General features: G+C 36.1%; 15 protein-coding genes. 4 read left to right on the plus strand and 11 right to left on the minus strand.

Annotated elements, in window-relative coordinates; genetic code table 11:
• Window positions 1-33 precede the first annotated feature (33 nt).
• The 5 genes from lpdA to H7A25_04355 all read right to left on the minus strand — a co-directional run bounded on the left by lpdA (window position 34) and on the right by H7A25_04355 (window position 10,514).
• Window positions 34-1,458, minus strand: coding sequence for a dihydrolipoyl dehydrogenase (gene lpdA, locus H7A25_04335; protein MCP5499105.1), 1,425 nt, complete (start codon window positions 1,456-1,458; stop codon window positions 34-36).
• 318 nt (window positions 1,459-1,776) lie between these two features.
• Window positions 1,777-2,442: a transcriptional regulator gene (locus H7A25_04340; GenBank protein MCP5499106.1), complete on the minus strand. Its 666-nt coding sequence runs from the start codon at window positions 2,440-2,442 to the stop codon at window positions 1,777-1,779.
• 56 nt (window positions 2,443-2,498) lie between these two features.
• On the minus strand, window positions 2,499-5,645 hold the full coding sequence (locus H7A25_04345) for a PAS domain-containing protein (protein ID MCP5499107.1): 3,147 nt from the start codon (window positions 5,643-5,645) through the stop codon (window positions 2,499-2,501).
• Between the two features lie 124 nt (window positions 5,646-5,769).
• On the minus strand, window positions 5,770-7,554 hold the full coding sequence (locus H7A25_04350) for a serine hydrolase (GenBank protein MCP5499108.1): 1,785 nt from the start codon (window positions 7,552-7,554) through the stop codon (window positions 5,770-5,772).
• Window positions 7,555-7,556: 2 nt separating this feature from the next.
• Window positions 7,557-10,514, minus strand: coding sequence for a SpoIIE family protein phosphatase (locus tag H7A25_04355; GenBank protein ID MCP5499109.1), 2,958 nt, complete (start codon window positions 10,512-10,514; stop codon window positions 7,557-7,559).
• A gap of 24 nt (window positions 10,515-10,538) precedes the next feature.
• On the opposite strand from H7A25_04355, the gene H7A25_04360 reads away from it, so the two are divergent.
• The gene (locus H7A25_04360) at window positions 10,539-12,362 is read left to right on the plus strand and encodes a hypothetical protein (GenBank protein ID MCP5499110.1); all 1,824 of its coding nucleotides are present in this window, start codon (window positions 10,539-10,541) and stop codon (window positions 12,360-12,362) included.
• A 7-nt stretch (window positions 12,363-12,369) separates the two neighbouring features.
• Here H7A25_04360 and H7A25_04365 read toward each other — a convergent pair whose 3' ends face one another.
• From H7A25_04365 to H7A25_04375, 3 genes are all read right to left on the minus strand, one after another.
• Window positions 12,370-12,948 (minus strand): tetratricopeptide repeat protein, encoded by a 579-nt coding sequence (locus tag H7A25_04365; GenBank protein MCP5499111.1) that lies wholly within the window; start codon window positions 12,946-12,948, stop codon window positions 12,370-12,372.
• Window positions 12,945-14,156 carry an MFS transporter gene (locus tag H7A25_04370; GenBank protein ID MCP5499112.1) on the minus strand — a complete coding sequence of 404 codons (1,212 nt, stop codon included), beginning with the start codon at window positions 14,154-14,156 and terminating at the stop codon, window positions 12,945-12,947. Before H7A25_04370 ends, H7A25_04365 begins: the two co-directional genes overlap by 4 nt.
• Window positions 14,157-14,280: 124 nt before the next feature.
• Entirely contained in the window at window positions 14,281-15,582 is a 1,302-nt protein-coding gene (locus H7A25_04375) for an adenylosuccinate lyase (protein MCP5499113.1), read from the minus strand.
• A gap of 299 nt (window positions 15,583-15,881) precedes the next feature.
• Between H7A25_04375 and H7A25_04380 the strand changes: the two genes are divergently transcribed.
• On the plus strand, window positions 15,882-16,355 hold the full coding sequence (locus H7A25_04380) for a hypothetical protein (GenBank protein MCP5499114.1): 474 nt from the start codon (window positions 15,882-15,884) through the stop codon (window positions 16,353-16,355).
• Between the two features lie 56 nt (window positions 16,356-16,411).
• Here H7A25_04380 and H7A25_04385 read toward each other — a convergent pair whose 3' ends face one another.
• The 3 genes from H7A25_04385 to H7A25_04395 all read right to left on the minus strand — a co-directional run bounded on the left by H7A25_04385 (window position 16,412) and on the right by H7A25_04395 (window position 19,849).
• Window positions 16,412-17,449 carry a hypothetical protein gene (locus H7A25_04385; GenBank protein MCP5499115.1) on the minus strand — a complete coding sequence of 346 codons (1,038 nt, stop codon included), beginning with the start codon at window positions 17,447-17,449 and terminating at the stop codon, window positions 16,412-16,414.
• A 149-nt stretch (window positions 17,450-17,598) separates the two neighbouring features.
• Complete coding sequence (locus tag H7A25_04390; GenBank protein ID MCP5499116.1) at window positions 17,599-19,242, minus strand: 2,3-bisphosphoglycerate-independent phosphoglycerate mutase; 1,644 nt, start codon at window positions 19,240-19,242, stop codon at window positions 17,599-17,601.
• A 7-nt stretch (window positions 19,243-19,249) separates the two neighbouring features.
• Window positions 19,250-19,849: a hypothetical protein gene (locus tag H7A25_04395; GenBank protein MCP5499117.1), complete on the minus strand. Its 600-nt coding sequence runs from the start codon at window positions 19,847-19,849 to the stop codon at window positions 19,250-19,252.
• A 201-nt stretch (window positions 19,850-20,050) separates the two neighbouring features.
• Here H7A25_04395 and rpmF point away from each other — a divergent pair, with 201 nt between their 5' ends.
• Both rpmF and plsX read left to right on the plus strand, forming a co-directional pair.
• Entirely contained in the window at window positions 20,051-20,251 is a 201-nt protein-coding gene (rpmF, locus tag H7A25_04400) for a 50S ribosomal protein L32 (GenBank protein MCP5499118.1), read from the plus strand.
• Between the two features lie 5 nt (window positions 20,252-20,256).
• Window positions 20,257-21,261 carry a phosphate acyltransferase PlsX gene (gene plsX / locus H7A25_04405; GenBank protein MCP5499119.1) on the plus strand — a complete coding sequence of 335 codons (1,005 nt, stop codon included), beginning with the start codon at window positions 20,257-20,259 and terminating at the stop codon, window positions 21,259-21,261.
• The last annotated feature ends 1 nt before the right edge of the window (window position 21,262 follow it).

Consider the following 21,262-nt stretch of genomic DNA (forward strand, 5'->3'; position numbering starts at 1 on the left):
CTAAAAGAAAGCGAACCACAGGCGTTCGCTTTCTTAAATATTAATCGCTTCTCCAAATGCGGCAGCAGCAGCTTCCATTACACCTTCTGCTAAACTCGGATGGGCGTGAATAGTATTTGCTATATTTTTTGTAGTCAATTCATAGGAGCCTCCTAATACTATTTCCGGAATCAATTCCGAGGCATTCGGGCCGATAATATGGGCGCCTATTATTTCTCCATATTTTTTCTCTGATATAATTTTTATCATTCCGGTAGTATCTCCCATAGCCTGGGCTCTACCGCTGGCTGAAAAAGGAAACTTGCCCACATTGTATTCTATACCTGCTTTTTTTACTTTTTCTTCACTCAAACCCACAGAAGCCACTTCGGGATGACAATAGGTGCAAGCGGGAATCATTTCATAGTTTATTGTTTCGTAATCTTTTTCCGGAAATCTATTTTCTTTGATTCCTATGGCTTCTGCCGCTCTGATCCCTTCAAAAGATGCCACATGAGCCAGAAGCGGAGGACCGATGCAGTCACCGATTGCATAAATATTTTCAACTGCTGTGTTGTATTTCGAATTGACCTGTATAAAACTTTTCTCTAATACGATTCCCAATTCCTCTAATTGTAGATTCTCTGTATTGGCCTGAAGACCGATTCCTACCAATACTTTATCAAAATCTAAAGTTTCCAGTTGCGAATCTTTTTTTTGTAAGTTTTCCATTTGTAATGTTACAGAATTATCTTTAAGAAAGAAACTTTTTACAGCTGTAGACGTTTTTACAGTTATTTTACGTTTTTTTAATGAGCGATCTAAAATTTTGGATATCTCTGCATCTTCATTGGGAAGAATACTCGGTAAAAATTCAATGAGAGTTACATCAGAACCCATAGAGGCATAAAAGTCACTGAATTCCACTCCTATAGCACCCGCACCAATAACAGCAAGTTTCTGAGGAATTTCTTTTAACTGCATTGCTTCTTTACTGGATATCACACGGTGATTATCAAAGGGAACCCCCGGAAATTCTTTTGCCCTGGCACCGGTAGCGAGGATAAAATATTTAGATTGGACTTCGGAATACTTCCCTTCCTTTTCAAGTATCATCGTATTACGGTTTTTAAACTTCGCATTACCTTCAATCACATCTATCTTGTTTTTTTTCATTAAAAAGCTTACACCCTTTGACATCTGGGCAGCTACATTTCGAGACCTCTGTATTATTTCAGGAAAATCCGGTCTGGGATTTTCACTCAGGATACCAAATTCTTTTGAGCGTTTCATTTCTTCTAAGAGATGAGCACTCTGAAGAAGGGCTTTTGTTGGTATGCAACCCCAGTTCAGGCAGATTCCTCCCAACTTATCTCTTTCGATTACCGCTGTTTTAAATCCTAATTGGGAGGCTCGAATAGCTGCCACATAACCACCGGGACCACCCCCTATAACTACAACTTCATATATCTCAGACATATAAAACCCCTTCTGTATTTTGAATATTATTCTAATTAAAATCACAAACTGTCAAGGATATTCTCGACATTTTTGTATTTCTACAAGTCTGAGCTTAAGTCACCTGCTATAGAAAAACTCCGATTTTCCAGTATTGAACAGCACTGTTTTTCAGTTTAAAAGGGATATAGGAGGTAATATAAGGAAAGTTTAAAAATACCAGTTTAGATCCTGATGAATTTTTGAAATAGATAAATCTAATTTTCTAAATTAGACTGTAGAATTATTCAAAAATCCTTATGCTCTCCTCTATAAGAACAGAGATCTATTTCGAAATGACTATTCATAAACTTCTCGAACATCTAATCCCCAAACATCCCAACCTTTATTTTTTTTCCTTGCAAATAACTCTATTTTCTTTTGTTTCGGAAACATTTTCTCAATATTATTTAATACTTCAATTGGTTTCTCACTATGCTCAGTCCTGGGAACTCTGATAAGTTGTTTTACATTTCTTGCCCCTCTGGGTCTGGGTATTTTGCCTCGTTTAAACACCAGGCAAAGTTCACAATAAGATAAAGTATATTGCCCTGGATTATGATTCATTTTATCCCAGACAAAGGCTACGGTCCTATATTCAAAACCCCAGGTTTTTCCCAGTTCTATGCCCTGAGCTAAATGAGGGTTTGTGACCCACATAAAAAGTAAACAGTCGTTATCTGCAATTTCATATATGGGAATTCTCATTAAATCTTTTGTTTTAACAGTTGGATATTTAAAATTAGCCGAACTAATGAAAATATTTTTACTCAGATCTATTTTATCTGCACTCTTACTGCTTTTATCAAATTGCATTTTACCACCATAGTCCCAGGGTGGATCTGCATAAATGATGCTATATTTTTTCTCCGGAAGATCAGGATAAAATTCAGGTAAATCATTCCTTTTTGTCCTACGATTTTGTTCAGCATTGTAAATTCTGTAACCGGTTATTTTATTTCCCATATTTTTCTTTTCTAAATCTGTAATTGGTTCCTGCTTTCTAGGGCACACAAAGTTTTTTAGTTTTTGAAATATATTCGTAATAAATCCTGTAGCTGTGCCTGGTTTATGGGTTTTTTCAGAAAGTCGCTCATCCCTGCTTCCTGGCAAAGCTCAACTTCATTATCTCTTACACCGGCAGTAAGAGCTACAATTGGTATATGTTCTCTCCCTACTTGGTTTTCAAAAATTCTTATTTCCCTGGTCGCTTTATATCCATCAACAATAGGCATTTGGATATCCATAAATACAAATTCGGGTAGATAGGTCTCATACATTTCTATTGCATCCTGACCATTCACAGCTTCAATTATTTCAGCATTGGGTAAATATAATTTAATAAATTCCTTTAAAAGGATCATGTTTAATTCGACATCATCAACCAACAAAATCAAGATGTTTTCATCCCGGTTAATAATTAGGGACTCGTAGTCTATTTGCAGGCTTTCTTGAGAACTTATCCTTTCTTCCTGAGAACTGAGTGCTGCTTCTATTTTTTTTAAAAGGTCTATAATTTCTTTTGACTGTAGGGGTTTCGTTAGATGATAAAAATTTTTATGAAATAATTTATTAAAATTCAGGGTTTCATAATCGTTATTCTTATGTATTAATATAGTCACTATATTATCATTGAGGTAGCGGGTTAATTCGGTTAGAAATGTTTCTCCGTTTAAATTTAAAGAATTATAATCAATCAGGAAAATATTTAAAGAGTTTGAATTTTTTAAAAAGTCAAGACCTTCCTTTTCATTATGATAGGTTAACTGTATATTATGATATCTTAATAAATTATTGAGTATTTTATTATTCTTTGTACTATTCCCAATAAGATGGATCTCTTTAATTATTGAAAATTGAGTTTTTTTATCTTCATATTTACATTGGGTTTGAAAACTGAAATAAAATTTACTTCCAACAGTTTCTTTACTAAGCAGGAATAGATTTGATCCCATTTCGTTTAGTATCATTTTAGATATGACCAATCCCAGACCGGTACCTCCATATTTTCGGGTTATAGAGGAATCTGTTTGTGTGAAAGGTTGAAAGAGTTTTAATTGATTCTCTTTAGATATACCTATGCCACTATCTTTTACCCAGAATTTTACAATAACCCTGTTCTCTTCTTCAAGTAGCCTGTATCTGAGGGCAAGCTCAATTTTACCTCTTTCGGTAAACTTAACAGCATTGCTTAAAAGATTTATTAAAACCTGCTTAAGTCTCAGTCTGTCAATATGAATCTGATCCGGAAAATCGGGTGGAACATCCAGGATGAATTCTAAATTTTTCTTATTAACTGAAAATAGAATCATATCCAGAACATCGGATAAAAATACATTTATATCTGTTGCAATACTTTCTAACTCTAATTTACCGGCTTCCATTTTTGAGAAGTCAAGAATATCACTGATAATATCCAGCAGAGTTTGAGCGGAAGTTGTAATATTATTTAAATACTTTCTCTGTAAAGGTTGAAGGTATGTTTTTTCTAATATGTTTGCAAATCCAATGACACTATTCAGGGGAGTGCGAATTTCATGACTCATGCTGGCAAGGAATTGACTTTTCACTTCCACAGCTGCTTCTGCATTTTTCTTGGCCTGTATTAAAGAGAGTTCAACTTCTTTTAAGGCGGTAATATCCTGTACGGTTCCGATAGAACGAATCGGTTCTCCCTCTTCATTATAATCAGTTCTACAGGTTTCACTTAGCCATTTAATTGCTGCATTTTTTGTGATAATACGATGAGTGATTTTGTATTCTTTTTTATTTTGAATAGAATCTATGTAGGTTTCATTTACCCTTTGCAGGTCTTCGGGATGAACATATCGTAAGAAAGCCTCGTAGGATGAGGGTTGTTCTTCAGGAGATATTTCAAAAATCTGACAGGCTCCTTCTGACCAAATCAATTTGTTATTTTGGATATCATAATCCCATCTACCTATATGAGCGATTTTCTGAGTTTCATTTAAAGTTTCAAGAGTTCTAACCAGGGCTTCTTCCATTTTCTTTTTATCGCTGATTTCATTCCTGACAGAAAGATACTCATATATTTCTCCCTCATTATTTTTTATGGGTACTATGTAGGTATCTACCCAATAATATTTTCCGTCTTTTGCCTGATTTCGAACTTCTCCTCTCCATATTTTACCGGATGTAATTATATCCCACATAGATGTCCAATACTCATTGGAATGATATTTTGAATTTATAATATTATGTTTACTTCCGATTAGCTCTGCTTTCGAATATTTACTTACCCGGCAAAAGTTATCATTTGCATATATGATATAACCTTCTATATCTGTTTTTGAAATAATGCTGGCCTGGTTTATCGCAAATTTGAATCCTTTAAGTTTCTCATAAAGAATTTGTAAATCTTTCTCTGATTTCTTTTTATTGGTAATATCCTGAATGGTTCCTGCTATCTGAATTAATTTTCCATCTTTAAAAACCGGTTTTCCTATGCTTCGAACCCATAAATCACGTCCTTTGGCTGTAACTAATTCATATTCAGCATCAAAAGCTATCTGTTCATTTATACATTTATTGAATACAGTCCATATTTGTTCTCTGGATTTTCCTTCTTTGTAAAACATAATTGCGTTGGAAGGAGTAGGAATATAAGAAAAATCTAATTCATGAATGATGTATGTTTGCTCTGTCCAGTATAATACTTCTTTTTCAATATCATACTTCCAGCCTCCAATTTTTGCCATCTCATTTGTTTGGCTTAAAAAAATGGAGGTTTCCAATAATTTTTCTGATTTTTCCTCTATTATATTTTTTTCATCTGTTATATCAGCAAATAAAGTAACAAAAAAATATTTGTCTGGTGAATAAGCATGAACTTTATACCATTTTCCAAGGGCTTCGGAAAATTGTTCAAACTCTTTTGTCTGAGTTTCACCGAGAGCAATTTTTCCATAGAATTGTATCCAATTAAAATCATCTTTTGTGATTAAAGGAATGGCTTCTGTTACTTTTTTATTAATAATAAAAGAAGCCTTTATGCCGGTAAAAATTTCAAATGAGGTATTTACATCTAAAAATTCATAATCTATAGTATTGCCTGAAGAATCTAAGATAATTTTATGAAGGGCGTAGCCGAAAGGTGAATTTTTTAATATTTTACCGGAACTTATTAAATTGTTAATACTTTCATACATGAATAAAATCTACCTTATAATTCCTTGATTACAATATGAATGCTTCTTTAGAATTATCAAGTATTTCTTATACACAAAAATTGCTTATCAGTAAAATTCGGTATGGCATGTGTAATGTTTAGATTTATTTCGCCTTTTCTTTTTTGTAAACTAAACCGGAAAACCTGATAAGATCTCCTTCCTGGTAGATATGACCGATTTCCGGAAGAAAGAAAGTATTTGCTGACTCGTAGCTTCCGTATACTTCTGCCATCATTTGCTTCTCGGCGAAATTTCTTATTAAAAGAGGCTTATCTTTTACTTTTAGAAGTTGTATCCTGTTAACAGGCAAAAAAGACTTATCTGTATGCCTTAAACTATCTTCTGTTATTAAATAATTTCCAAGCACATCCTTATACAACTCACGGTCTTCTTCCCATTCTACTTTTTCGGAAATAGTATCTATTTGAAAACCTGCATATTTCATTTGCAAGATTGCACGAATTTTTCCTGATTCCTGTTTTTCAAACTTTATACTTGTAGAATCGGAAAGAAAGAAAGCCGGAGATAAGTCAATGTTAAAAAGACCCAGTAACTTAATATATATCCCAAAATTTTGATTCCCTAAGTGCTGTAAATTTAGTTTTTGCCCCCGACTAAAAAAAGTTAAACTATTTCCTTCTTTTTCTATTGAAAAAGCAATACCTGCTCCCTGGTAAAATCCAACAAGAGAAGATAATTCTTTATCGTCTAAGGGAACAAATTTACGCTCTTCTTTTTGCGGAAGCTTATACTCTTTTCCTGTTTTCGCTTCCAGGAAAGCGGAAAGACCTTCATTCAAAAGTTTGAACCTTGCCATTCTGGCAGTTCCCGTGTTAGCAAAAACAATACCCCCCAGTTTATCCTGGGGTAAATAGAATAAGGCACTGGTAAAACCGGGGAGATCTCCTCCGTGCCCCACGTTTAATTCGGAATTTTGAACTTTTAAGAGATTGACCATAAAGCCGATTCCATATTTACCAAATCTTACTTCGGAAGAATCGGGAAATAAAAGTTCATACATTCTCTGCAAGCTTTCAGACTTCACGATACCTGGTTTTCTTTCCGGAGCAAGTAAAAACTGTAAGAACTTTTTCATATCTGAAAGATTAGATATAATTGAGCCGGCTCCTCTATCTCGAATCGGAAAGTTTTTCACTCTCTCTGCAGAAAAAAGCTTCAAGCGTTCATATCCGTAAACAGAATTTATGTCTTTCAGGAAAACTTCAGAAGAATTCATCTCCAGAGGAATAAATATTTGGTTTTTTATATAATCTTCATAGTTCTGTTTACTAACTTTTTCAATTATTTTGCTTAAAAGATTATAGCAGGTATTACAATATTGAAATTTAGTTCCCGGTTCAGCAATCAAATCCATTCCGGAAAGAGTGACAAGGATATCTTCCGCTTTATCTACTCCTTCATTGATATAAAAATCCTTAGCTACAGAGGGAAGACCGGAACGGTGAGCTAATAACATTTCAAGAGTAATTTTAGACTCGGAACCATTTTTTAAACGAAATTCGGGTATGTATTTTTTTAGAGGATCTTTTAAGTTCAGTTTCTTTTTTTCAACAAGCTGCATGATGGAAAGGGCTGTAAATAGTTTACTGACAGAGGCAATCCGAAAAGGACTTGTTTCTGTAAAGGCCGTATCTTCCTTTTCTTCTCCGTAGTTTTTTTCAAACAATATTTCCTTTTCATCCATTACTGTTATAGCTAAACCCCGTATCTTATTTTTATCCATAGCTTCTTTACCGAGATAATCAAGATACTTTTTTGCAAAGCTATAGTTTCCTGTTTCCACTTTTTCCGGTTTATTCGGAAAAGAAGAACAGGACAAAAGGGATATGAAAAGTGAAAAATATACTATGGGTTTTAAAATTTTCATACTTATAACCTCTGACGAATTTTTTCTGCGAGAGGATTACCCGGATCCTTCTTATCCAGAAGAGCGAGGTATTCTACTGCTTTTGTTGTATTTCCGGTTAGGCGATAGCAATCACAGAGATTCAAAAGAACCGGGATTTCATGCTCTTTCGAATCTAAAGCTTTTAAAGATGTTTCTATAGATTTATCATAATCCTTTGTACGTTTATATGCTACAGATAAGTAGTACCAGATTTCCAAATCATCGGCTTGTTGTTCAAGGGCCCGGTTTAAAGAGGAAATGCAGGTATCGTGTTCTTTGAGTTTTAAACAAATTAAACCCAGGAGACGATATACTTTAAAACTGTTGATGCCGGAAGGACTTTCCTTTTCTAATAATAATTTAGCATTTTCTAAATCTCCCTGACGGACTAATTCTTTGGCTTTTTCGTAATTTTCGTTTAAACTGAGTTCATAGGTTGTTATTACATCCTCCTCTGATGTTTCTTCTACCTTCGGATGCAAGAACTCAATTCGTAGTATGGATAAATCATCGGTGATTTCACCAGCTTTTTCAATTTCGGTAATGAGAAGATCTAAATCTCCTTTTGCTTTCTCTACATGTTTCAGAACTAAAGTTTCATCTTCATTTATCAAGCGAGAATCTATATCCAGTCGGATATCATCCCTTCCGTCCGAACCCAGAAAAACAACATCTCCTTTCTTGAATTGAAACTCCTGGATTAAAAATTCATTGTTTATATCAAGGCCGAGTTTTCGTATATAAATGGTATCATCAATAAACTCGGCTTTCTCGTCCCTGTACAAAATAGTAAAGGGGTGTTCTGCATTGATAAAATAGGATTTCCCGGTTTCTTCACTGATGAGAAAAAGTGTGGCAGAGATTACCATACTTCCATCAAAGGATTTAAAAATAGAGTGGATTTCATTATAGGTGTCTTTTAACCACTCTTCCGGTGTTTTATCCAGAATCCTATTATTCGCAGCCGAGCGGGCCATAATTGAATTAATCACAACCCCCATCACCAGGGCACCACCTGCTCCCTGCATGGACTTGCCCATAGCGTCTGCGTTTACTGCCATAATATAACGCTTATAGCTGTATTCTTTTCCTAACCTTAAATTTCCCGTAACGCAGAGGTCTCCACCCAATTCTCCCTGTCTATTCCGAAAGACGAACTGCTTTTTTTGTTTAATAAAAAATGTAGTGAGAACATTTTCCGATTTATTCGAATTGATGAAAAGAGGTTTGGTTAATAGAGACGTTAAAAAATAATCTCCATCCTGATGCTCTTTTAAAGCTTTTATTTCTTCCATGCGGGCCTGAACTTCTTTCGTTCTATCCTGTACTTTATGCTCAAGGTTATTGGCATAATCCTCCAACTTTACCTTGGCCAGACGGATCGATTTCACCATTCGGTTGAAGGATCGGGATAAATAACCTATCTCATCCTGAACCCTAATGGGAATATCAATCTCTAAGACACCCTTATTTACGCTGCGCACCCCTTCCAGAAGGGCATCGAGAGGTTTGACAAGACTTGCCGAAAAGAGAAGAGGATAAAATATCAAAATTAGTATAGTAGCAGCAAGCATAGTGGCTATTAGTAACTTCGATATATCATGGATATAACTTCTATACTGAGAATAGTCAAAACCTATTTCATAGACTTTTTCATTGGCTTCAAAACGATAAGCGGTATATAAGCGGTCTCCAACTTTTCTAAAACTACGCTTTTCATTTTGTATGGTAATGGCATTTAAACTATCAAAAGCGATTTTTTCTAATTCTTCTGTAGATAAACCTAAAAGTTTTTTCTTTAATTTGGGAATTAGATGCCTGGTTTTAAATGCGATTTCTTTGGCTTCACTTTGCAGTAATTCTTCCGGTGTAAAGCCATGTTCTCCTTCAAATAAGATAGTGTAACTTTTTTTGTATCTACCTTCTAAGTCAGAACTGGATAAAACATATTTTACATTTTTTCCCATTCGGTCAAAGTTACCCGCCTGAATGCTATTCTTTAGCATTCCGAGTTCTAAAAGACGTTTTTCATCGTAGTCTTTTTCTAAAGCGTAGAGGGTTAAATTTCCTACAATACCAATAAAAAAGAGAATGGTTCCGAGGCTGATTCCCACCAGCTTTACCCTGAAAGTAGTAGGCTCGGTTGAATTATTGATGTAGACCGTACCCATATTATAAAGTATGAACATGGTACTCGTTGCAAATAAGAAGGAGTAGAGCTCATAAGAAATGCGGTCTGTTTTCACAAAAACATTTAATAGAGCTACGAGAATATGAGCAAAAACCGGGATAGCAAAACCACGAACCGCCTCAGCTTCTTTTCCTACCGGCTTGATGATTTTTATAAGTCCGACTAAAAATTTTCCAAAGAGAAAACGCGGATATTGCAAGGAAAAGATAGATACGGGTCTTCGTAGTAAAGAAGAAAATCTTCCCTCGTAACCGGAATATCTTACCGTTTTTCGTAAGAGATTGATAAGGGCCAAAAGAAAGAGAAGCATGATGACAAGTCCTACCTCTTCACCAAAATCAAAGGTATAGATTTGAGCTTCAAAACTATAGATCTTCTCCATTTTCCAGGTGTTCCAGATGAAATGAACGTAAGCGAGACTTGCTACCAGGAAAGAAAGGAGGGTGACCACAAAGGCTTCCCTGGGTCTTTCAGTTTTCGGATAGTAATAGGAAAAGGCTACCAGAGAGGCATTGCCAAACATTACCAGGCAGGATACATAACGATGAAAAGCCCCCCAGTCTGCAAAAATAGAAAAGGAAGCAAAATAAGCCGTAAAAAGAAGCATGTCTCCTAAGAAGAAACCGGCCAGCCAGTATGTCGAAAGAGTCTTGTTTTTACGAAAAATTAAAAAACCGGTAGTCAGAAAAGCAATGATAGAATCATATAAAAGAGGAGGAGAATGATACGAAAATTTTAACCAATCCATTAAATAGAGTTTTCCTGAAGTACAATGATTGATCCCCATTCTATACATAGCCTGAATAAATACATAGTACTATTTTTAATTTTTTCTTTTTCTGTTTTTTCAGAAGAAAAAAGAGCCTTTCATTATCTTTATATAGATGCAAATACAGGTGATTCCAGCGGAGGGCATTCTGCCATTCAATTTGGAGAGAAAATTTTTCATTTTCAGTTTCATCCGGATGGGATATTTCATCTCGAAAGACAGAAATGGAAAGATTTCCAAAGAATTTATCGAGTTCTTGAAAATCGAAATATCTATTCTGCCAGAATTGAGGCCTCACATAGAGACTATATTCTTCTTGAAAGTGAATTCAATCGTCTGTTTCTTGCGAGAAAGAGACAACTTCAAATTCTTCAATGGTTAAGAGAAGAAAAAACTTTTTTTGCAAAAGCTGAGGAGGAAAAGCAGGCAGAACTCTCACTTCCTTCTGTGGGATATATAGAAGAAGAATTGCCGGATGCCTGTATGAAAGAATTGATCGGACATAATTACAATCGTAAGAACGTTTCATTAGAGCTCTCCAAAATACAAAAAGACTTAGATGAATTTCCATACGAAACAAATTTTATCCCGCAGAAGAAGAATGAATTGCATTATCCTTCTCTTTCCGGGATTTCTCTGTATAGTTTAAAACAAAAACTCATGCTTTATCACTTGTTTCTTGTTCTTTCCGGTCAAAGAAAATACAATGAAAATTCATTTCTTCATCTTACAGCTATAACTGATTTTGCAAAAATTAAAATTTTTTTTATCAAATGGAAAAAAATTTGGAAAAGTGAATTCGAGGAAGCTATACAGACAAAAAATCCTGACCCTGAAAGAGCTTTTATTGCCCTATCCCGTTTTGGAGCAGCCTGTCTTTCTTTAAAGAATCGAAATTTGACTTTTCCCATGTATGAAGCAAACCGGGAAGCAGGACTTCCTATTGATCCTGAATGGTTAAAGCTTTTTAAGACACATAAAGCGAGGTTGGCGGGGGATTTGCAAAAAGCTTTAGATGTTTTCAGTGCATCCGAAGAAATCCATATATATCGCTACCTTCTATTAGAAGAATTATTCAATAAAGCCTATCGTTTCTTATATATCGGGCAGCAGGGAGGGATTTTGTACCCGGTAAATCATCGTGCATTTCCGGATAAACATTTTAAGCATAAGATACGATTGAGAAAGGATCTGAATCTCGGTTTAAAAAAAAGAGAGGCTAAAGAACGCTATGATAGCTATAGAAAAATTTTACAGGAGCAATATCCTTTCCGACTCTTACAAACCAATTGCACTACCGAACTATTTCGGGTCATCAATAATACATTCAATAGTTCTTATATAGGAAATGAAATTAAAGCCAATGAAGAGTTTAATTTTATTCCCTTTTATGCTTTTGCTTCAGTAGAAAAAAAATACCCTCTGTTGGACTCGAAAGAAATTCTATCCCTGCGTAGAGAAGAAGTAAAAAGAATTCGAAAAAAACTTGGTATAGTGAAAACTTTTTTAGAGGAGTCAAATACAATTAGTTCGAGTATCTATCAATTTCATAGTCGGGATTCATTCTTCTTGTTTTTTACAGACGACACATTATTTTTCCGACCTGTATTCGGGAGCTTTAATTTGCTTGCCGGTGGACTTCAAACTGTATACGGAACCCTTAGCTTTCCTTTTGACCGGGGAAAACATCTACTAAAGGGAGGAAGGGGAATGTTCTTTAGCCTGCCGGAGCTTTTCTTTTTTAATATACGAAAAGGAACCTTTCCGTATAAACATGCAAATATTTGTGAATTGTCAAACGAGAACTGTCTCTTACTTCCTCCTTAAGGAAAATCTATTTTAGCAGTTTCTCAATCTTCTCGTAAAAATCTTCTTCAACAGCCGGAATCGTTCCCGGGTATTCTTTCTCAGCCAGTTGAAAAGCTTTTTGAAAATAGGGTTTCGCCTGTTGCTTCTTTCCTTCTCGAAGGAAAACTTGTCCTATCAGGTGATAGAAACTCGCCTGTCCCGGCTGGTTTTCTTTTATAGAAAGTGTAAGCCCTTTTTGCAAAACTTTTTCTGCAAAGCGATAATCCGGATTTTGCGTATAATAAGGGTCGAATAAAAAAAGACCGAACCAATACAAACGCTCTGTATTTTCACCCAGATAATTCCAGGCACAGGTTTTAAACTCTTCTTCGGGAGTTTTACGTTTTAGACGGGACAGGGAATCGGCCTGCTTTTTTCTATTTTGGAAATCCGTTTCAATTTTTAACAATTCCAATTCTTTTCGTATTTTATTGCAGGTATCTGTTTGCAAGGCAGATAGAGAGCTTGTATAGGGAAAGAGTAGAAATATGAAAAAGAAAATTTTCGAGTTTCTTAAAGCAGAAGAAAAACTTCTTTTTAGGAATGTAGGTATTTGATATTTCATACTGTCTTATTCTTTCTTCTGTATATAAAAAAAGCAAGAAGAAGTAAAAGAAAAATGCTGGCGGTTAAAAAAAACAGGCTAAAAAAGTTGGAAAGTTGTAAAGCCTTAAGACTCGGATTCGGATTTATAAAAAAAATAAATCTTTCTGATACTTTTTTTTCTAAGAGGTTTCCATAAAAAAGGTTTCCGAGCATAACCCCGAAAGAGAGAGAAAATACTGTATAGAGTCCTATGACCGAACCATAAATTTCCGGAGGACTGTGTTTTCGAATCCAATAAATTGCTCCCATATAATAACCGGCAAAAAGAATGGAATGCAGGAATTGCGCGGTTAGAAATAAGGTTTTCGAGGGATAAAAGCAAGCAAAAGCTAAGATAGTAAATCGAATAAATCCAAATATAAGAGAAAGATAAAATATCGAAATATTTCCATTTTTCTGGATAAGAGAAGGGAGATAATATAAAAAAGGAATTTCTAAGATAACCGCAAATACCCAGGATAAAAAAACAAAATTTAGTCCTTCCGATACCTGTAAAAACTTACCGAGATAATTATCTGAAACCTGATAGGCAAAATAATATAGAAAGGAAACAGAAAAGAAAAAGGAAATCTCTTTTGTTTGTAAAAGCTTTACTGCATCTCCAAATCGAAAAGGTCTTGCTGTTTTTCTTTTTTTAGGAATTAAAAATGCGAGGGGTAGACAGAATAAAAAAAAGAGACTTCCGAGTCTACCTGTTTCATCGGGTCTGTTTAATACAGCCTCTTTTCCACCTATCCGGGTGGTTAATACGAATAAAAGTGCCTGAACGAGTAAAAAACCTATGGTTCCGGCAGAACGAACACGGCTGAATTTATGTTCTCCCAAATTTTCTATAGCGGCAATACTTAACCATTGGTAATTGGCAGTCAGGAGAAATCGCAAGAAAAATGCAGAAATAGCGGTAAGGAAAAAACTATCCGGAAAAGAATACAAAGAAAATTGAGCCGGAATTACACAAAAAGAACCGATTAAAAGAAAGACCCTGATTTTCCCGGCCCTATCGGATAGCCAGCCCGATAAAAAATTACCGAGGGGAAGAGCAATTTGCATACTAAAGAAAAGCCATTTGGCAGAACCTTCAAAGTTAGAGAGAAAATAGGGAGAAAGGCTGGAAAAATTAGAACCCAGACCGAAAAAGAAGAAAAATAAAAATAAGAGATAAAGCAATTCGTCCTACTTACAAGCACTTATTTAAATTCCATCGGATACGATGCCTGCTAACAAACTCAATACCCGATGGTGTAATCATGTAACTTTTCGGAGAATGATTCTTTACTAAAAAATCATTCTCTCATAAAAGACCGAGTCTTTTATAGATAAAATCTATATTTCTAAGATAAGGTTCTACAGAGAAAACAGATTCTAATTCATTTTTTGAAATTACTTCCTGAACTTCTTTATCCAGTAAAAGCTCCTGCATAAGAGATTTTTTAGGATCTGCCCAGACATTCATCGCATGTTTCTGGATGATTTCATACGACTTTTCCCGGCTCATTTTTCCTTTTTCAATAAGAGTCAGCATAGCTTTCTGGGAGAAGAATAGCCCCCTGGTAGTGCCGATTACTCTTTCACAGGCATCCGGATAAACATGCAGACCTTTTAATACAAAATTCATCTTGTCGAGTATGTATTCCAGTGCAATCGTAGAATCAGGTAAAACAATTCTTTCAGCAGAGGAGTGGGAAATATCCCTTTCATGCCAGAGAGGCATATTTTGAAAAGCAACAGAGACATTGGAACGTATTACCCTGGCTATACCGGAAATTCTTTCACAGACTACCGGGTTTCTCTTATGAGGCATAGCTGAAGAACCCTTTTGACCTTTTGCAAAGGGTTCTTCCACTTCTCTTCCTTCGGTTTTTTGGAGTAAACGAATTTCGGTTGCCATCCTATCGAGGCTGGAAGCTGTAATTCCCAAAACACTCATATAGAAGGCATGACGGTCACGGGTGATGACCTGGGTAGTAATGGGATCGGGTTTAAGACCTAGTTTTTCACAAACGAAAGCTTCCAGATCAGGCTCAATGTTGGAAAAGGTTCCCACGGCCCCTGAAAATTTTCCTACAGATATTTCTTCTCTGGCCTGCTTCATTCTTTCGAGGTTTCTCTGCATTTCCGAATAAAACAAAGCAAATTTTAAACCGAGAGTCATAGGCTCAGCATGAATTCCATGGCTTCTTCCTATACAGGCGAGGTCTTTATACTTGATGGCATTTCCTTTTGTAGTCTCTAAAAGGACTTCGGTCTTCTTGATTATCAAATCCATTGCCTGTTTCATTTGCACACAGAGGGCAGTATCTCCAATGTCAGAAGAAGTGAGGCCATAATGAACGTGACGGGAAGCAGGGCCGATATAGGAGGCCATATTTGTTAAAAATGCAATTACATCGTGATGCAGGGTACTTTCAAGTTCTAATATTTCTTCCACTTTGAAGTTTGCCCTGGTCTTGATTTCCTCAAAATCAGCTTCCGGAACCTCGCCTTTCTTCATCCTTGCTTCACAGGCGAGAATTTCGATGTCTTTCCAGATCAAGAACTTATTCTCTAAAGTCCAGATTTTAGCTATTTCCGGGTTACTATATCTATCTATCATGATTATTCATGATAATTTTAAAACCCGGTATTTGCACAATAGTTTTTCCATTTTAGGCGACGGGCGATACTTCGCGCTTGGCTTCGACTTATCCGGTTACTGAGCGAGCCAACGGCGAGTCGAAGCACGCTCAGCCGGCGCCCTTTTTCCCAGCCGGATGTAGTTGCTGAGCGTAAGCCGAAGCACAGCGTCCGGCTGAAAATAGAGCATTTTCTATAAAGAATAGCTGAGTAGTTAATATTTTTTTAATTTCATAACTTCTTAATAAGCTTGTAATATAACAGGGAAATAATTACAAAATGCTAAAGTTGATCTTTTGGTTTTTAGAATTTTTCGTTTATTCTTTTTTGGCTATCCTTCTTTCTTATGGCTGTACAGGGCAAACGGATATGGAAAAAACAAGCAAACTTAATACTCAGGCACAAGTAGTTATGTATTTGTTAAAACAAATTTCTGATACAGAACAAGTTTCCGTATCTCCTATTGAAATAGGAAAAGCATCTGGAAATTGTCCAGATTCGAAACCTTCGTTTAGTTCCTTAGCGAGTGCTGGTTCAATAACACAGTGCGGAAGTTGCCACAATAACAGTCTTTATAGGGGTGATCTGGATATTTCTGATTATAAATCAGTTATAAATTTTTCTGAAATTGGAGACCCCGAAAATAGTATCTTATATCTTGTTGTAATTCCTAACGGACGAATGCATAAAGCTACTACTCAAATATTGAACGATGCCATTTATTGTTGGATAAAAGGTGGTGCCACCCAATGAAAATTTTTGTTCAATATATGAGAAAAAACGCAGAGAACTGAAAGTAAAATACAGGATTAGTCAAGGATAACAGTATAGTATCCATTGAAATTTGTATGGGTTTTTGCTTTTATTAAAAATACACGGGCTTTTGTTTTTTCATTTTTAAAAACAAGTTTTGTATGCACAACTCTTTCGTATCCGTATTTATCCATTTCTGAATCTGCATCAATTATCTCAGAATTAATATGGTTTAACTCTTTGCTTAAATCTTTTTGTTTTAATGTAAGCCAGTCTGAGTTTGATATATAAGGACTGTTATTTGTAGGAAATTTTAAAAATTCCTTTTTATCTAAAATTATATATTCAAAGCCTTCCGCTTGTCTATTATGGATTCGAAAATAGAAGTGATATTCTTTATTTTCTTTTAATTGTTTTATGTAACTCAGATACTCCTTATCCTGTATTTTGATAGTTTCAGAATTTCGTTCATAGGTATATATATTATCCTTAATTTCCTTATATTTGTAATTATGCTTTCCCCAGTAATAGTCTCCCTTATTCATTTCAATGGGAACAAAGTCGGTGCAATCGATTTGAATATAAAGATGTTTCAGGAATCCCGGATACTTATTGATAAAAAAGCTTTGCTTATTGAATGCGTGATAAATTCTTAATCCTTTATCTTCTAATAATTTATCTTTTTCATTTTTATCCGGAAACTCAATCTCAATCTGTTTCGATTGAGTTTTTTGGTATTCATATTCAAATAATATTTTTTTTAATTTATATCCTCCGAGTGAGGGAATAGAATCTGACAAATTAAGAATTTCTAAAATGGCAGAACTATCTTTCTTTATAAGTGTTTCGAATCTTATTTTCTTTTCTTCCCTGGGAAGGGGAGTCCCCGGCATTCCGTGAGAACCCCTTGAGGTTTCGTAGGTAAGGAAAGGAATGTGTCTTGTTTCTCTGTAAACCGGTTCTATTAGAATATTATGTTTTAGATCCAGATTCGAGTCTTCTATATTCATAAATTGAATTTTCAGATGAATCTCCCGCCCTAATAAGGGGAAAATAGAAGCTATTAGTAGAAATATAGTTATCTGTAGTCTCATTTGTGTAGATTTCCCCTTTCTCTGCTTTGTTCCCCATTCAGCCGGACGCTATGCTTCGGTACGAGCTATCGCATCCGACCGGGAAAAAAGGCCCTGCCCTATACTTACGGCTACCCGGGGAAAAGCCACGTCATCGGGTAGCTTTTCTCTTAAGCTTTTTCTAATAATGAAGGTAGATAACCTTCCGGAGCTTCGTAACCCAAAAGTTCAAGGATAGTAGCCGCAATATTTCCGAGTCCGGCCTCTTTATCTTTTTTTAAGTTCCATCTTTTTACAGGGTCAAAAAGCATCAGGTTTACAGGATTTAAGGTATGACTGGTTTTTGGAACCGGATTTCCCTTGCTATCATACATTGCATTCCCTTTCTTATCGAGTTGGTACATCTCATCAGAGTTTCCGTGGTCGGCTGTTATAAGAACAACTGTTTCTGTTTTCTTTGCACTCTCCATAAGTTTTACTAAACAGGTATCTAAAAACTCCATACTGGCAACAGTGGCATCGAAGTTCCCTGTATGACCTACCATATCTCCATTGGCATAGTTGACTCGAAGAAACGGGTACTCTTGACTTTCTACTGCCTTTATAAGTTCTTCGGTTATCTCAGCGGCTTTCATTTTCGGAGCCTGGTCAAAAGGAATAATGTCAGAAGGAATTTCCTTATACGCTTCCAAATTTTTATCAAAATATCCGGAGCGGTTTCCATTCCAGAAATAGGTGACGTGTCCGTATTTTTGGGTTTCAGAAATTGCATATTGTTTTATGCCGGCTTTAGCCAGGTATTCGCTGATGGTTCTATCTATAGCAGGTGGAGAAACTAAAAACTTTTCGGGTAATTTTAAGTCTCCGTCATATTGCATCATTCCTGCATATACAACATCCGGTTTTTTACCCCTGTCGAATTTATCAAAATCCTCGTAGGAAAATGCCATAGAAAGTTCAATAGCCCTATCTCCCCTGAAGTTGAAAAAGATTACTGAATCCCCATCAACAATTTTTCCAAGTGGTTTATCGTTCTCGGAAATTACAAAACCGGGAAGATACTGATCAATCACTTTTGGGTCTTCTTTTCGCAGGGCTTCTATAGCTTCTTTAATACTACCGTATTGCCTTCCCTCACCGCGAACGTGGATATCCCAACCTCGTTTTACCATCTGCCAATCGGCTTCATAGCGATCCATAGTAATTGTCATTCTACCTCCACCGGAGGCGATTTTTGCATCAAAGTTTTCATCTCTTAAAGAAGTTAGGAATTCTTCAAAAGGTTCTGTGTATTCTAAAGCAGACTTTTCCGGTACATCACGTCCATCCAAAAGAGCGTGGATGCGAACAGTTCCCACTCCCTCCTTTTTTGCCTGCTCAATCATCTGTTTTAAGTGAGAAATGTGGCTATGGACATTGCCATCTGAAAGTAGGCCGATAAAATGCAGGGTACTTCTTTTTATTTTACAATTTTCAACCAGTGCTTTCCAGGTTTCAGCGTGAAACATATCTTTTGATGCAAGAGACTGATTCACCAATTTGGCTCCCTGACTAAAAACCCTTCCGCAACCGAGAACATTATGTCCGACTTCAGAATTACCCATATCATCATCGCTCGGCATTCCTACAGCCGTTCCGTGTGCCTTGATTTGTATGGTAGGTTCCTTAGCCCAGAGCGATTTTAATACGGGCATATCGGCTTTTGCTACAGCATTTCCAAACTCTACACCCTTTTCGGTATAACCAACGCCATCTAAAATTACAAGCAAAACCTGTTTGGCTGTATCTACATTGCTTTTCTTTTGTAAATTCATAAACTCCTCATTCTTCAAGATAAATTTCGGAAAGGCAGGGTTTTAGTTTCCCGGCTATGGCAGGAACCCTGACTTTTACTCCTATAATATAAATATTGTCCGGATAATTCGTACTTTCTGAAAACTGCAAGACTTCAGATACATCTAATTCTATCTTTGGTTTTAACTTTTCTGAAAAAGTCTTTAGAACTTTCTCTAAAGGCAACCTTAAAACCCTATCAACGTTGATGGCTTCATGTGTAAACAATTCTATATCAATCTGTGTATCAGGACTTACTTCTTCGCAGGATTCTATAATTAAATGCTTATATTGTTTGGGTAAAAAACGACCCTGTTTATAAAAATGACTTAAGCGAAGTTCGAGGATAAGATCGAACTCATCTTTTTCCCCTCTATCTCTTTCTTTAATCCAGAGGCTTGTAGGGTTTCTATCCAAAAGATGATTTACTGATGAAAGACGATTGATTCGATTCGAATGACTCAAATCGTAGGTTAAAAAAGGAGGGTTTTTCGTATAAGCTTGAATTTTTTGGGAAGTATAGAAATAAATAAAAACATTCGCAAAGAGCAATGTGAATGGAAGGAAAAGGCTAAGAAAAAGCTTCATAGTATATAGCAAGAATATCGAAGGCTGGCATAATTTCTATTCTTTTATTCTGTTCGGATTTACTGAAAAAATCATAAAAAAGCAGCGGATTCATCTATTTGAAAAAATAATTTTCGGTACAATAAATTGCTTGAGGAATAGGGATTATGTAAAAGTATGACTAAATCTTAAAGGTTTTTTAAACTAGAAGAGGATTAATCAATGGCAGCTCCCAAAAGACGCAAATCAAAATCAAAAGTAAGATCAAAAAGATCTCACCACGCTATAGGGAAGCCTAATTTAGTTCCATGCAGTAGTTGCGGTTCCTTCATTTTACCTCATAGGGTGTGTCCGGCTTGCGGTCACTATAAGAATAAGTTAGAAGTGGCTCCCAAGGAAAAAAAGCCGAAAACTGAAGAATAATTAGTATGTGGGTCGCCGTAGACGTTATGAGCGGCGATTTCGGGCCTGAGCCTATTATCAGGGGCTCGATAGATGCTGTTAACAATTTCCGCTCTTCAGTTGTACTCGTTGGTAATGAAGAATTAATCATTGAAACTTTATTAGGCTTAGAATATGACTCGTCAAGGGTTTCGATTGTACATGCGCCGGATATCATCACTATGGACGATTCTCCGGCTGTATCTGTGCGTTCGATGCCCGAATCATCCATTGTACAGGCTATCAAGCTTGTAGCCAATCGCGAATGTGTAGGCCTTTTTTCGCCCGGGAATACCGGTGCTACTATGGCTGCAGCACTTCTCTATCTCGGTCGAATCACAGGCGTACTCCGTCCTCCCATAGCCGCTCCTATTCCCCAGAGAGAGGGGAGTCCTATTCTACTCCTTGATGCAGGGGCCAATGTAGACTGTAAGCCTGAATTTTTAGCCCAATTTGCTATTATGGGAGAGGTTTATGTCCGAGAAATTTTTGGAGTGAAAAACCCTAAAATTGGTATTTTATCAAATGGTGAGGAAGATAAAAAAGGTTGTGCATTAAGTCTCAAGACTTTTGAAATCTTGAAAAAACTTTCTGTTAACTTTGTAGGCAATATCGAAGGAAGAGACCTGTACGGGGAAGGTAAAGAAGTGGATGTAGTGATTTGTGATGGTTTTGTCGGAAACATTGTCCTGAAAGCTACAGAAGGTCTGGCCAAGTCTTTTTTTACCTTATTTAAAAAGAATATTGAAGATTCAAGTCTGGCTAAAACCGGGGCTTTGCTTTTAAAACCTACCCTGGAAGCCATGAGAAAAAGACTGGACTACCACGAATACGGCGGGGCTATGCTTTTAGGTGTCAATGGTATCTGTGTTATCGGACATGGTTCCTCGGATGATCTTGCCACTATGAATGCTATCCGTGTAGCTACAGAATGTGCCAGAAATGATGTGAATGTAAGAATTTCAGAAAACCTGATTCGCCATAAAATCTAAT

It is taken from the genome of Leptospiraceae bacterium (assembly GCA_024233835.1).
Lineage (GTDB): Bacteria > Spirochaetota > Leptospiria > Leptospirales > Leptospiraceae > JACKPC01.